At 60.3% G+C, this 13260-nt stretch carries 14 protein-coding genes; 7 read left to right on the top strand and 7 right to left on the bottom strand.

The genetic code is table 11. The features are described from left to right. Positions 1 to 807: chromate transporter (locus C1949_RS08195; protein WP_146040300.1), on the top strand; the 807-nt coding region annotated here is incomplete at its 5' end. A gap of 6 nt (positions 808 to 813) precedes the next feature. Here the strand turns inward: C1949_RS08195 and C1949_RS08190 are convergent. The 3 genes from C1949_RS08190 to C1949_RS08180 all read right to left on the bottom strand — a co-directional run bounded on the left by C1949_RS08190 (position 814) and on the right by C1949_RS08180 (position 2683). After that, a complete protein-coding gene (locus C1949_RS08190; RefSeq protein WP_104737988.1) occupies positions 814 to 1467 on the bottom strand; it encodes a 7-cyano-7-deazaguanine/7-aminomethyl-7-deazaguanine transporter in 654 nt (217 codons plus the stop codon). Positions 1468 to 1674: 207 nt separating this feature from the next. Then, positions 1675 to 2481 (bottom strand): M48 family metallopeptidase, encoded by an 807-nt coding sequence (locus C1949_RS08185; protein WP_104737987.1) that lies wholly within the window; start codon positions 2479 to 2481, stop codon positions 1675 to 1677. Between the two features lie 67 nt (positions 2482 to 2548). After that, positions 2549 to 2683, bottom strand: coding sequence for an entericidin A/B family lipoprotein (locus C1949_RS08180; protein WP_104737986.1), 135 nt, complete (start codon positions 2681 to 2683; stop codon positions 2549 to 2551). A gap of 206 nt (positions 2684 to 2889) precedes the next feature. Between C1949_RS08180 and C1949_RS08175 the strand changes: the two genes are divergently transcribed. Continuing rightward, positions 2890 to 5028 carry a methyl-accepting chemotaxis protein gene (locus tag C1949_RS08175; protein WP_104737985.1) on the top strand — a complete coding sequence of 713 codons (2139 nt, stop codon included), beginning with the start codon at positions 2890 to 2892 and terminating at the stop codon, positions 5026 to 5028. Here C1949_RS08175 and C1949_RS08170 read toward each other — a convergent pair. The 3 genes from C1949_RS08170 to C1949_RS08160 are packed head-to-tail and all read right to left on the bottom strand — an operon-like array spanning position 5013 to position 6105. Then, a complete protein-coding gene (locus C1949_RS08170) occupies positions 5013 to 5663 on the bottom strand; it encodes an SOS response-associated peptidase (RefSeq protein WP_104737984.1) in 651 nt (216 codons plus the stop codon). The genes C1949_RS08175 and C1949_RS08170 overlap by 16 nt on opposite strands. Beyond that, a complete protein-coding gene (locus C1949_RS08165; protein ID WP_104737983.1) occupies positions 5660 to 5908 on the bottom strand; it encodes a putative signal transducing protein in 249 nt (82 codons plus the stop codon). The genes C1949_RS08170 and C1949_RS08165 overlap by 4 nt, the downstream gene beginning before the upstream one ends. Positions 5909 to 5910: 2 nt before the next feature. Beyond that, the gene (locus tag C1949_RS08160) at positions 5911 to 6105 is read right to left on the bottom strand and encodes a CPXCG motif-containing cysteine-rich protein (RefSeq protein ID WP_211287101.1); all 195 of its coding nucleotides are present in this window, start codon (positions 6103 to 6105) and stop codon (positions 5911 to 5913) included. Between the two features lie 115 nt (positions 6106 to 6220). On the opposite strand from C1949_RS08160, the gene C1949_RS08155 reads away from it, so the two are divergent. After that, positions 6221 to 7378 carry a 1-acyl-sn-glycerol-3-phosphate acyltransferase gene (locus C1949_RS08155; RefSeq protein WP_104737981.1) on the top strand — a complete coding sequence of 386 codons (1158 nt, stop codon included), beginning with the start codon at positions 6221 to 6223 and terminating at the stop codon, positions 7376 to 7378. A 12-nt stretch (positions 7379 to 7390) separates the two neighbouring features. On the opposite strand, the gene C1949_RS08150 is transcribed toward C1949_RS08155, so the two are convergent. Then, complete coding sequence (locus tag C1949_RS08150; RefSeq protein WP_104737980.1) at positions 7391 to 7666, bottom strand: hypothetical protein; 276 nt, start codon at positions 7664 to 7666, stop codon at positions 7391 to 7393. Between the two features lie 278 nt (positions 7667 to 7944). Between C1949_RS08150 and C1949_RS08145 the strand changes: the two genes are divergently transcribed. From C1949_RS08145 to C1949_RS08130, 4 genes are all read left to right on the top strand, one after another. Further along, on the top strand, positions 7945 to 8406 hold the full coding sequence (locus C1949_RS08145) for an outer membrane lipoprotein (protein WP_104737979.1): 462 nt from the start codon (positions 7945 to 7947) through the stop codon (positions 8404 to 8406). Positions 8407 to 8624: 218 nt separating this feature from the next. After that, entirely contained in the window at positions 8625 to 11417 is a 2793-nt protein-coding gene (locus C1949_RS08140; protein WP_104737978.1) for a monovalent cation/H+ antiporter subunit A, read from the top strand. Further along, complete coding sequence (locus tag C1949_RS08135; RefSeq protein ID WP_104737977.1) at positions 11417 to 11743, top strand: Na+/H+ antiporter subunit C; 327 nt, start codon at positions 11417 to 11419, stop codon at positions 11741 to 11743. Before C1949_RS08140 ends, C1949_RS08135 begins: the two co-directional genes overlap by 1 nt. Further along, positions 11743 to 13260, top strand: a complete 1518-nt coding sequence (locus C1949_RS08130; protein ID WP_104737976.1) for a monovalent cation/H+ antiporter subunit D — start codon at positions 11743 to 11745, stop codon at positions 13258 to 13260. The genes C1949_RS08135 and C1949_RS08130 overlap by 1 nt, the downstream gene beginning before the upstream one ends.

Raw genomic sequence — 13260 nt, 5'->3', positions numbered from 1 at the left:
GTGGGCGGGCGACTGCGGCCATTGGCCTTTTCGCCTTCGGCGGCGGCCCAGGCGCCGTCTGATGGCGGCGGGGATGCGCTGCTGAATGATCATAGTCCGATACCTGAGCATGCCCGCTTCAACCTGTGGCGCCTGCTTCGAGTTTTGCTGGTCGGGGCTGCACTCTGGGCCTTGCCAATGGGCCTGCTGATGCTGTGGCAAGGCTGGCACGGGCCTCTGACCGAGATGGCCTGGTTTTTCACCAAGGCGGCGCTGCTGACCTTCGGTGGCGCCTACGCGGTGCTACCGTATGTCTATCAGGGCGCCGTGCTGCAATACGGCTGGCTCTCGCCGTTGCAGATGATCGACGGCTTGGCGCTGGGTGAAAGCACGCCGGGGCCTTTGATCATGGTGGTCGTGTTTGTGGCGTTTCTTGGTGGCTATCAGGGCGCGTTTTTGGGGGCTGACCAGGCGCTGGTTGGTGGCATGCTGGCGGCGCTGATGGTCTGCTGGTTCACCTTTCTGCCGTCGTTTCTGTTTGTGCTCGGCGGCGCACCGTTGATCGAGGCCACCCGTGGCGAACTGCGCCTGACAGCAGCCCTGACCGGCGTAAGTGCCGCTGTTGTGGGTGTTATCGTCAATCTGGCGCTGTACTTCGGCTGGCACGTTTTCATGCCGGCTGACGCCGCAGGGCCGGATTGGCTGGCGCTGGGAGTGGGGCTAGTTGCGGCCGGCTTGCTGTTCGGGAGGGGCTGGACGGTGCTGCAGACCCTGCTGCTGGGCGCTGCAGCAGGGCTGCTGTTGGGCTGGACTGGGTTGGTGCCCTGAGTCGGCTCAGGCGGCTGAGGTCGCCGGGCCGCCGAGACGATTCATCAGGGCGCGCAGCAGCACTCCATACAGAGGCAGGAACAACAGCATGCTGATGGTCAGCTTGATGGCGTAGTCGACCGTGGCGATCTCGACCCAATGCTCGGCCATGAACGGGTTGCTGCTGTGCCAGAAGGCGACCGAAAAGAAGGCAAAAGTGTCAGCCAGATTGCCTAGCACCGTAGACAGGCTTGGTGCGATCCACCAGGCCCTGATGCGTCGCAGGCGGTCGAATACCTGAATGTCCAGCAACTGGCCGATCACGTAGGCGACGAAACTGGCCAGCGAGATGCGCAGTACGAAGTCGTTGAACGATAGCAAAGCCTCAACGCCACGGTAACTGCCCTCCTGAAACACCACAGACACCACGTAAGACGCAACCAGCGCCGGCAGCATGACGCGCGCAATAACGCGGCGGGCGGCTTGTTTACCGAGCAGGCGAACGGTCAGGTCGGTAGCCAGGAAAATGAATGGAAAACTGAAAGCGCCCCAGGTGGTGTGGTAGCCGAACAGGGTGATGGGCAGCTGCACCAGATAGTTGCTGGCGATGATTATGGCAATGTGAAAACTGATCAGCAGTGCGAGCGCGCGGCGCTGCATGCCGGAGGTAAGTGCGGTCATGGTCTGTCCTTTTTTACGATTCGAGTCTGTTGACTCGCCGTTTTGTCAAATGGGGTGAGGGAACCCATATCGTTCGTCAGTGGGCGCGTAATGATGTTTCGACGGTCCCATGGCGACGGCGCGCAATTGTACGGGTTTTGCGCGGATTAACCAGAGTATTTGCTGCTTTCCGACCGGCGGAGCTGCTGGGCCGCCGGTCGGAAGGACTTACTTGGAAGCTTCGTACAAACCTTGGACGCGTGGAGCAGCGGCTTGCAGTGCCTGAATCCGGCCAGAGGAGGATGGGTGGGTACTCATGAAGGCTGGTGGCTCGCCTTCGGAAGCGGCCTGCATCTTTTGCCACAGACTGACCGCCGCTTGCGGGTTGTAGCCGGCGCGGGCTGCCAGTTCCATACCGATCAGGTCGGCTTCGCTTTCGTTGGAGCGGCTATTGGGCAAGGTCAGGCCGTATTGCACTGCCATCTGGGCTGCCTGGTTTCCACCTTCGCCCAAGCCCAGCAAGGCGCTGGCGAGCTGGGTGCCCATTTGGGTTGCATAGGCGCGGGAAATCGCCTCGCGTCCATGTTCACGCAGCGCGTGGGCAATCTCGTGGCCCATGATCTGGGCGATCTCGGCATCGGTCAGTTGGAGGCGGTCGATGATGCCCGAGTAGAATAGAATTTTGCCGCCCGGCGCACAGCTGGCATTGAGCTGATCGTCCTTGATCAGGTTGACTTCCCAGTCCCAGCTGCTGGCGTCAGGACGAAAATGCGGCACCTGCGCGATCAGCTTGGCGGCGATGCGATTGAGTCGTCGCACGGTGGACGCATTGGTATTGAGCAACCCCTGTTTCTTGGCCTCGTCGAGCGTTTCCTGATAGGACTCCGCGGCCATTTGATTGACCTCTTCACTGGACAGGCCGCTCATCATGTACTGGGTGCGGTTGACGCCAACATTGCCGCCCTGGGTGGTCTGCACGCTTTGGCAGCCAATCAGCAAGACGGTGGGGAGTAGAAGGGCGTATCGCAGTTTCATCGCTAACTTCCTTGATAGGTTGAGGGTAAACACTGCCGCTGCTCCCTAATCAGGCAGCGGCCCGAATTCATTTGCTGGCAGCACCTTCGATGCTATCGCCAACTTTTTGGATATCCTTGCCGAGGCCTTCCATGGTATTGCACCCGGCCAGGCTGGTGGCACCGAGCAAGACACAGAGCAGCAGTATCAGTGATTTGTTCATGCTCTATTCTCTCATTAGATGTTTAGAGGGCGTTGTATGTCGCCGGGCATTGCCCCGTCGCTGCAGACGTGACTGGAAAATATTAAGCCATTGGACCCGCATTTGGGTAAAACTATACAAAAGGCTGTAGATTTTTGGTCTCTGGCCGATAAAAACGATGAACCGGTATCTTTCGCCGCTCTGTTGCGCCAACGTCGAGGTATTACATGAAATTCAGGTCAATTCAGCTCTCCATCGCCGTGCTGGCCGGTGCCTGCCTGTTCATCGCCGTTGGGGTGATGACGCTGTATTCGGTTTACTCCACCGAGCGGAGTCAGTCGTTGGTGCAGCAACGCTCGCGGGCTTTGATTGATGGCTTGGTTAAGGATCGTGTGATTGCGATTGCCGCCGGTGAGCAGGCGCGTATTCGTCGCCATCTGGAGTACCCACTTGGCGTTGCATCACAGCTCGCGCAGCTTAATTCCATGCTCGGCCAAATTCAGGGTGACGGCATGCCTGCGCTGATGATGGGGCGCGAGGAGATGACGCGGGTTATTCGGATGACGCTGGAGAGTAATCCGAACCTCTGGGATGCCTACGTCGGTTGGGAGCCCAACTCGCTGGATAACCTCGATAGCTTTTTTGAGGGTATCGAGACTGATGGTTATGACGGCTCGGGCCGCTACATGCCGATGTGGTATCGCAACGATGACGGCAGCCTGAGCCTGGAGGCGCTGGGCGACATGGAGAGCGAAGTCGTCCTCGATAATGGTGTACGTACCGGCGAATACTATCTGTGTCCGCGCGAGACCAAGAGCAACTGTGTGATTGACCCTGCACCCTACCAAGTGGGTGGCAAAACGGTTCTGTTGTCTTCGTTTACCGTTCCGATTATGAGTGACGGCCAGTTCATGGGGATTGCCGGCGCTGATCTGTCGATGGACTTTCTGCAGGGTATGCTGCAAGCAAGCAATGCGGATCTGTATGGCGGGCAGGGTGAGCAGGCGTTGGTGAGCGGCAGTGGCCGCCTTGTTGCCTACACCGGTGATGGGGCCAAGCCGGGAGACCAGGCGTCGAAAGTGCTGGATGCCCAGGAGCTGGACGCGATTGCCAAGCTGGGGAGCGAACCGCTGTTTGAGGTGGATCACGAAGGCGTGTCGCACATGCAGCTGATCATGCCGATTACCCTCGAGGGCACTGGGGTTCGCTGGGCGTTGGTGATCAAGCTGCCGCTAGATGTGGTAATGAAAGACTTCAACCAGCTGGATGTTGAACTGACCGACATGCGTCAGCAGGACACATTGCTGCTGGCAGGTATTGGTCTGCTGGTTGCCCTGGCGGGTCTCGGTGTGATGGTGCTGCTGGCCTATGGCCTGGCCAAGCCGGCTCGTCAACTGGTTGCGATGCTGGATGACATCGCCAAGGGTGAAGGTGATCTGACCAAGCGGCTGAATGTGGATCGGGCTGATGAGCTCGGCTCTATTGCCCGTGGCTTCAATGCGTTCCTCGACAAGCTGCAGGGCATGATTCGTGAGGTCGTCGGCTCGGTCCAGCAGGTCACGGATGCTTCGGAGCACACTGCTGATATTGCGCTGCGTACCAATGACGGCGTTCAGCGTCAGCTCAGCGAGATCGATCTGGTCGCTACGGCGGTAACCGAGATGACTGCGACTGCGCAGGATGTGGCGCGCAATGCCTCGCAGGCCGCCAGTGCCGCGCATAACGCCGACGGGTCAGCCTCCCACGGGCGTGAAGTGGTGCGGGCAACCGCCGAGACGATTCAAAATCTGTCGCAGGATATCCAGCGGGCGGTCGACAGTGTGCAGTCACTGGCACGCGACAGCGAAAATATTACCGGCATTCTCGACACCATCCGCGGTATCGCCGAGCAAACCAATTTGCTGGCGCTGAACGCTGCCATCGAGGCGGCGCGTGCGGGAGAGCAGGGTCGCGGGTTTGCGGTGGTTGCCGATGAAGTTCGCAATCTGGCGCAGAAGACCCAGAGTTCGACCGAAGAAATCCAGCACATGATTGAGCAACTGCAAAATGGTACACGGGAAACCGTCAAGGTCATGGAGCAGAGTCGTGCCCGTACTGAGCAGAGCGTGTTGCAGGCGGAGGAAGCTGATGCAGCACTGACCTCGATTACCCAGGCGGTGTCGGTGATCAATGATATGAACAACCAGATCGCCAGCGCAGCCGAGGAGCAGAGTGCGGTTGCCGAAGACATCAACCGCAACGTCACTACCATTGATACGGTTGCCAAGGATGTGGCCAAGGGCGCAGGAGAGGCCTCTGAGGCCAGTGCGTCACTGACCAAACTGGCCGAACATCAGCGTCGTCTGATCAATCAGTTCAAGGTCTGAGCCGGGCCCGCGGGGCTGCAGCAATGCGGCCCCTGGGTTGCGGGGTTGCTGACGGCAGTACTGACCGGATAGGTCATTTCGATGCGGCTGTCGGCGTTCATGAGTAATGGTTGCAGGGCGCTGACAGCGGTGTGCTCAGCCAGCCAGATAGCCTGCTCACCGCTGTTCAATGCTACCGGCATGCGGTCACTCAGACGGCTGGCTAGGCCTTTGGCGGGCACCGTGATCAGGGCGCAGCTGTCCCAGAACTGGCCGTCATCAAGCTGATAACGTTCCCATATACCCGCCAGCGCCAGCCCCCCTTCTCGACGGCGCAGATACCAGGGCTGCTTGCGCGCACCCTGCTGCAGCCAGAGAAAATAGCCGTCCACCGGAATCAGGCAACGGCGCTGGGCGAAGGCGTGCCGGAACATCGGCTTCTCATGCAGATACTCCGCCCGGGCAGAGAATGTCGCGCGGCTCAAGTCCTTCAACCAGCCAGGGGTCAGATTCCACAGTACCGAGGTACACTCCAGTTTGCCGACGTGCTTGCGCAGGATCAGCACCTGTTTGCCCGGTGCCAGGTTCCACTGCGGCTGCCAGCCGGCCGGGAGGTCCGAATGGGGCGCGTTGAACTGGGCAAGACGGCCACTCATGAACGGGGCGCCTCCAAATCGTCGTCGCCGACCGGACTGGCGCTCAGGTAAGCGTGGATCAGTTCAAGGCTTCGGCTGCTGTCTTCGTCCGCTACCCAGAGTCCGAGCAGGTCGTGCACGGGCAGATCGCCAATTGCCCCCTGCAGATAGCCGCCACTGACATGGCAGCGGATGTGGTGATCAGCCAGAACGCCAGCCAGCAGCGTAGCCTCTGCCATGTCCGCAGGGCGGTAGATGCATTGCATGCTCAGTCCTGTTCTCGGCGCAGATCGACGTGATAGTCGTCGCCTTGCTCGTCAATCCAGACACTGACGTGAATCGGCTGACAGCAGACCTGACAGTCTTCGGTGTAGGATTGGGCTCCACCGCTCAGATCGAGCAGCAGGGTGATGGGCTCGCCGCAGTGAGGGCAAGCCAGATTGGCTTCTTCCAGTGCCTGCACTGTAAATACTCCTTGCGGCTTGTGTGTGACACGAAGTGTAGCCGCATCGTCAATCTGGCGAAACCACGGTTGGCAACGCATAATGCGCGGCTGACGACAAGACTCTGAGGGTGACATGAGCGAGTTCGAGGGCATTCGCCCGTACAACGATGCCGAAGTTCCGGGCGTGCTGGAGCGTCTGCTGTCTGACCAGGACCTGATGCGCATGCTGGCGGGCTACCGCTTTCCGCGTCTCAATCGGCTGCTGCCGGGGCTGGCTCGGTCGGTAGTGCAAATGGCGCTCAAGCGCGAAGCGCGCGGCGTTAAATCGGTTGACGACCTGCAGCACAGGCTGGAGCCCTATCTGGACCGCCTGATCGAGCGTAGCACCCTGACTGTCACCTACAGCGGCCTGGACAACCTGCGCCGTGATCAGGCTCACCTGTTTATCGCTAATCACCGTGACATCGTCATGGATCCGGCGTTCGTCAACTATGCGCTTTATCATGCGGGCCACCCGACGCCGCGTATTGCCATTGGTGACAATCTGCTGCAACGCCCCTTCGTTGCTGACCTCATGCGCTTGAACAAGAGCTTTATCGTGCACCGGTCGCTAACCGGGCGCCGCGAGAAGCTGCAGGCGTACCAGACCATGTCGGCCTATATCAGCCACTCGATTGCTGAGGGCCAGTCGATCTGGATTGCCCAGGCGGAAGGGCGTGCCAAGGACGGGTTGGACGAAACCGACTCGGCAATCATCAAGATGTTCTGCATGGGCCGCAAGAGTGAACCCTTCGCCGAGGTGATCCGCTCGTTGAGCATGGTGCCGGTGTCCATCTCCTACGAGTGGGACCCCTGTGATGGCATGAAGGCGCGCGAGCTGGAGCAGCGTGCGCGCGAAGGTAGTTACAGCAAGGAGCCGGGGGAGGATGACCGGTCCATTGCCATGGGGCTCACCGGGTACAAAGGGCGTGTGCATGTTGCCTTCGGCGAACCGCTGACGGCTGAATATGGGGATGCCAAGCTGGTTGCGGCGGCGGTGGATAGACAGATTCTCGGGCACTATCGACTGTATCCGAGCAACTATCTGGCGTTTGAGCAGTCCGAAGGCCTGCCAGCGGCTTTGGCCGACTGGCGCAAGGAATACGCAGCGGCTGATCTGGCTGCAGAAGAACAGCGTTTCCAGGCGCGCCTGCAGGCGTTGCCTGAGGCCCAGCGGCCATTCTGGCTGCTGCAATATGCCAATCCGGTACGCAGTCGTTTGCGGGTTTTGGCTGAGTCGGCTGGCGAGTAGGTCGGAGCGGGGTCAGACTTGGGTGCTGATCATGCTCAGTGTCAGAGCCATCGTCAGACATACGGTACCGACGCTGTAGAACAGACGGTTGATACGCTGGTCGCGTTGCAGGTTCAGGTCTGACGTGCTGGCTGGCAAGGTAGCCAGGCGCTGGCGGCCCAGGCTGCTGCGCAGTTGGGTGGCAATCCACAGCCAGCTGCCATTGATGGCGAAGAACAGCGCCAGACCGTTGAGGACCAGCGCCGGGTTTTCAAGGTAGTACAACCAAGCTGCCTGTAGTGGAAACATGGCAGAACCTCCGGTGTCTCGGATTCGGGCAACCAGGTTCTATTGGTTTTTTTGTTGGTTACGACGAAACGCAGAAGAATGTTTAGGCGCGCCGCTCTCAGCGCGTCTATTGATAAGCGCGGCCGATGTTATGCCACGGCGCGATTAAATTCGACTCGGATTGATCAAAATCCGATCAACGGTTTGCCCGCAAGACGGCCAGTATTGCCTGTTGACAATACAGCGCGCACCCTTGCGGAATAGGCCTGAGTAAAAGGCGCGATAACTGAGGTGTCGTTATGAAAAAGCGGTATGTGGTAACCCTGATGCTTAGCGCAGTTCTGGCGCTGGGTGGTTGTGCCTCCTCGCTGACCGGCGATGTGTACAGCCGTGATGACGCGCGTGCGCCGCAAACCGTGCGCATGGGGACAGTTGAGTCAGTGCGTTTGGTGCAGATCGAAGGCACCAAGACGGTCATCGGTCCGGCCGCGGGTGCGGCTATCGGTGGTGTGGCCGGCAGCAGTGTTGGTGGCGGCAAAGGCAGCGCCATTGCTGCCATCGTCGGTGCTCTGGCCGGTGGCGTGGCTGGCGCCGCTGCCGAGGAAGGTATCACCCGCACCCAGGGCGTGGAAATTACCGTCCATGAAGACGGCGGCTATACTCGTGCCTATGTTCAGGAAGTGGCAGAAGGCGTGAACTTTGCTCCCGGTGACCGTGTGCGCATCATGTCGGTGAATGGCCAGTCCAGGGTGGTCAAGTAGGCCCTGGCAGCCTCTGCGGGCGGCAATGCCCCGTTGCCGCCTCGCTGGCGCTACGCATTTTGTAACGGATTCAGCGGCTTGCGTTGATCGATGGTGTCAACTTGCCCCTATAATGGCTTGCACTTCCTGACCTGGATTGCCCGGCAATATATGCCTTGATGCGGTGTTGTCCGTGCTGGGTTGGAGGTCGCAATGGCCATATAAGGAGTAAGTCCTGCATGACCCTGGCGCTGATCGTCGTTCTTCCGCTGCTTGGCAGCCTGCTTCCACTGTTGTTCAAGAACCAAGGGCGCTCGCTCTGTGCTGCAATGGCCATGGTGGCCCCCGTTGTTGGGCTGGCGCTGCTTTGGCGTCATGTTGATGCGGTTTTTGCTGGCAACGCTCTGATTCAGTCCTGGCCCTGGCTCAGCGAGCTGGGTCTCAACATCAGTTTTCGGCTTGATGGCCTGAGCTTTCTGTTTGCCCTGATGATTCAGGGGATCGGCCTGCTGGTCATTCTGTACGCCCGCTATTACCTTTCCAAGAACGACCCTATGGGGCGTTTCTTCTGTTATCTCCAGTTGTTCATGTCGGCCATGCTCGGTGTGGTGCTGTCCGAGAATCTGCTGCTGATGATGGTGTTCTGGGAGATGACCAGCCTGTCATCCTTCCTGCTGATCGGCTACTGGTCGCATTCCACTGATGCGCGCAAGGGCGCGCGTATGGCGCTGGCCGTCACTGGTGCCGGCGGTCTGGCGCTGCTGGCCGGCATCTTGCTGCTCGGCCAGGTCGTCGGCAGCTACGAGCTGACAGATGTGTTCGCGGCGGGGGAGCAGATTCGTCAGCACGCGCTGTATCCGGTAATCCTGGTGCTGGTACTGCTGGGCGTGTTCACCAAGTCGGCGCAGTTTCCCTTCCACTTCTGGCTACCGCACGCGATGGCGGCGCCGACGCCGGTTTCTGCCTATCTGCATTCGGCGACCATGGTCAAGGCCGGGGTGTTCCTGCTGGCGCGCCTGTATCCGGCGCTGGCCGGCACCGACTTGTGGTTCTACATAGTCAGCAGCGCCGGTATGGCGACATTGCTGGTGGGTGCCTGCACCGCGCTGTTTCAGCATGATCTCAAGGGGCTTCTGGCCTACTCGACCATCAGTCATCTGGGGCTGATTACCCTGCTGTTTGGCCTCGACACCCGGCTGGCCGCGGTGGCGGCGGTATTCCATATCATCAACCATGCAACCTTCAAGGCCTCGCTGTTTATGGCTGCCGGAATCATCGATCACGAGACCGGCACCCGCGATATGCGGCGTATCAACGGGCTGCTTCGCTTCATGCCGCATACGGCGGCGCTGGCGATGGTCGCGGCGTCGGCGATGGCGGGGGTTCCGCTGCTCAACGGCTTCCTCAGTAAGGAAATGTTCTTCACCGAAACCCTGGAACAGCACATGCTCGGCAACTGGAGCTGGCTGATCCCGCTCGGGGCGACCCTCGGTGGGGTCTTCTCGGTGGCGTATTCGCTGCGCTTCGTGCACGACGTGTTTTTCAACGGCAAACCGGTGAATCTGCCCAAGTACCCGCCCCACGAACCGCCGCGCTATATGCGGGTGCCAGTCGAGATTCTGGTGGTCATGTGCCTGGCGGTGGGGCTGGCACCTGGCTTCACCGTTGCCGGTCTGCTGGCTGTGGCTGCCGAGTCGACAGTGGGCAATGCGCTGCCCGAGTACAGTCTGGCGATCTGGCATGGCTTCAATCTGCCGCTGCTGATGAGCTTTTCCGCTATGGTGCTGGGCATTTTGGTCTACTCGTTGCGCCGTCCGCTGTTCGACTGGTACGCCCGTCAGCGTGATGTGGATGCCAAGTTGGTCTTTGAGGCCGCTGTGCAGCGCCTGGTGCGCGGTGCGGGCCAGGTAACCTTGTTGCTGGAGAACGCCTCGCTGCAGCGCTACCTGCTCTGCCTGTTGTTTGCCGCGCTGGTGGTGACTGGCTTCTGGTTGGTGCAGCTGCCCGCTCTGCGTGGTTCGGTGGCGCTGACGCCAATTGACGGCGTGACCCTGGCGGGAGCAGTGGTGATGATGCTCAGTGCAGTCGCGACCGTCTACTGGCACCGTCTGCGGCTGGTCTCTCTGGTCATGCTCAGCGTGGTTGGTCTGGGTGTGGTGCTGGCCTTTGCCCGCTTTGCTGCACCGGATCTGGCGCTGACCCAGATCTCGGTCGAGGTGGTGACCATCGTTCTGCTGATGCTGGCGCTGTTTTTCCTGCCGGCGCGTACCCCGCGCGAATCTTCTGGCCTGCGCCGCAGCCGTGATCTGGTCATAGCGCTGCTGTGCGGCACGCTGGTCGGTGCGTTGGCCTTTGCCGTGCTAACCCGGCCGTATGACAGCATCGCCGACTTCTTCCTCGCCAACAGTGTCACCGGTGGTGGTGGTCACAACGTGGTGAACGTCATCCTGGTCGACTTCCGTGGCTTCGATACGATGGGTGAAATCAGCGTGCTCGCCATCGCCGCTATCGCCATCTACGCCCTGATCGACGGTCTGCGCCTGCGCATTCCCGGCGCCGACAGTCTTGGCAAGCCCTGGGCACACCGTGGCGACCTGCTGATGCTGGTTAATCTGTCCCACCTGCTGCTGCCGCTGGCGCTGATGATCTCGGTCTACATCTTCCTGCGCGGCCACAATCTGCCTGGGGGCGGCTTTATCGCCGGCCTGATCACTGCGGTTGCGCTGATTCTGCAGTACGTTGCCAGTGGCGAAGCCTGGACCTCCCAGCGCTGGCCAGTGAATTATCACTGGTTGGCTGGCGCCGGTGTGCTGATCGCCGGCGCCACGGGGCTGGGTAGCTGGGTGTTCGGCTATCCGTTCCTGACCAGTGCGTTTGATCATTTCCACATTCCGCTGATAGGCGACATCGAATTGGCGACCGCGATGCTGTTTGATCTGGGCGTGTACCTCACCGTGGTAGGCGCAACGCTGCTGATTCTGGCGAATCTCGGCAAGCTGTCGCAGCCGCGCGTAGCAGAAGGAGGATACTGATGGAATTGTTGTATGCCCTGGCACTGGCTGTGCTGACCAGTTGCGGGATTTACCTGATGCTGCGTGCGCGTACTTTCCCGGTAGTGGTTGGGTTGGCGCTACTGAGTTATGCGGTGAACCTGTTTTTATTCGCAATGGGACGGCTGGGTGATGCCGCTCCGGCAGTTCTCGGGAAGGCCGAGGTCTATGCTGATCCGCTACCGCAGGCGCTGGTACTGACGGCGATTGTCATCGGCTTTGCCATGACGGCCTACGCGCTGGTACTGGCGCTGCGGGCGCAGGGCGAGCTGGACAGCGATCACGTTGACGGCAAAGGAGACCATTGATGAGTCACCTGCCAATCCTGCCAGTTCTGGTGCCGATGTTTGCCGGTGCGCTGCTGCTGGTGCTCGGCGCAAGCATGGATACCAAACGGGCGCTGTCGTTGTTGGCGACCTTTCTGCAGATTCCGCTGGCGGCGATGCTGCTGGTCGAGGCAGGGCAGGGCATCAGTGTCTACGCGCTAGGCAACTGGATGCCGCCGTTCGGCATTGTGCTGGTGGTTGACCGCCTCAGTGCACTGTTGCTGCTGGTAACCGCGGTGCTGGCCTCGGCGGCGCTGATCTACGCGGTGCGCGGCGATGACGCTGCCGGACGCAATTTCCATCCGTTGTTCCAGTTTCAGTTGATGGGTATCAACGGCGCCTTCCTCACCGGTGACCTGTTCAACCTGTTCGTATTCTTCGAGATTTTGCTGATCTCGTCTTACGCTCTGCTATTGCATGGCGCGGGTTCGGCACGGGTGCGCGCTGGCCTGCATTACCTGTTGCTCAATCTGACCGGGTCGGCACTGTTTCTGATTGCCGTTGGCACCCTGTATGGTGTGACCGGCACACTGAACATGGCCGACATGGCACTCAAGGTGCGGGCGCTGGATCCGGCTGACGCGCCGCTGGTGGGCGCGGCGGGCATGCTGTTGCTGGTCGTCTTCGGTCTGAAGACGGCAGTCTTTCCACTCTACTTCTGGTTACCCCGTGCGTATGCTGCCGCCGGTGCCCCGGTCGCTGCTTTGTTTGCGATCATGACCAAGGTCGGGCTGTACTCGATTTTGCGGGTCTACACCCTGATTTTTGGGGCCGAGGCAGGCGAACTGGCGAACATGGCTCTGCATTGGTTGTGGCCGTTGGCGCTGGTGACATTGCTGCTCGGCGCGATCGGTGCACTGGCTGCCAGCACCTTGAGTGCCCTGACTGCTTACCTGGTGGTTGTATCGGTCGGCACTATGCTGGCTGGTTTGGCGCTGGGGACTGCTGAGGCATTGCAGGCGACGCTGTTCTACCTGATTCACTCGACCTGGATTACCGGCGCCATGTTCCTGTTCACCGGCATCATCCAGCGCATTCGCGGTCCACGTTTCTCGGCGCGGTTGGTTTCCGGGCCACAGTTGCCTTTCCCGATGCTGATGGGCGGTGTGTTTTTCCTTATTGCCATGTCCATCGTCGGGATGCCGCCGCTGTCCGGTTTCCTTGGCAAGTTGATGTTGTTGGGTGCGGCGGGGCAGGGCAACGCGGCCGCCTGGCTGTATGCGGCGGTACTGGGCAGCGGGCTGCTTGGTCTGGTAGCGCTCAGCCGAGCCGGCAGCACCCTATTCTGGCGGCAGACTGATCAGGCCGCCAGCGGTGAGCCGGTGGACGGTGCGCGCATGGGGGCTGTGGTTCTGCTGTTGCTTGGAAGCCCGCTATTGGTTGTGCTGGCCGGGCCTCTGCTGGGCTATTTGGGGCAGACGGCTGAGCAGTTGCTGCTGCCGCAGATCTACATCGATGCAGTGCTGTCGCAGGTACCAGTTGGAGGAGCTACACCATGA

The organism is Halopseudomonas oceani (genome assembly GCF_002903165.1).
GTDB classification, from domain to species: domain Bacteria; phylum Pseudomonadota; class Gammaproteobacteria; order Pseudomonadales; family Pseudomonadaceae; genus Halopseudomonas; species Halopseudomonas oceani.
The sequence above is the reverse complement of the archived record's forward strand: the minus strand, read 5'-3'. Positions and strand labels throughout refer to the sequence as shown.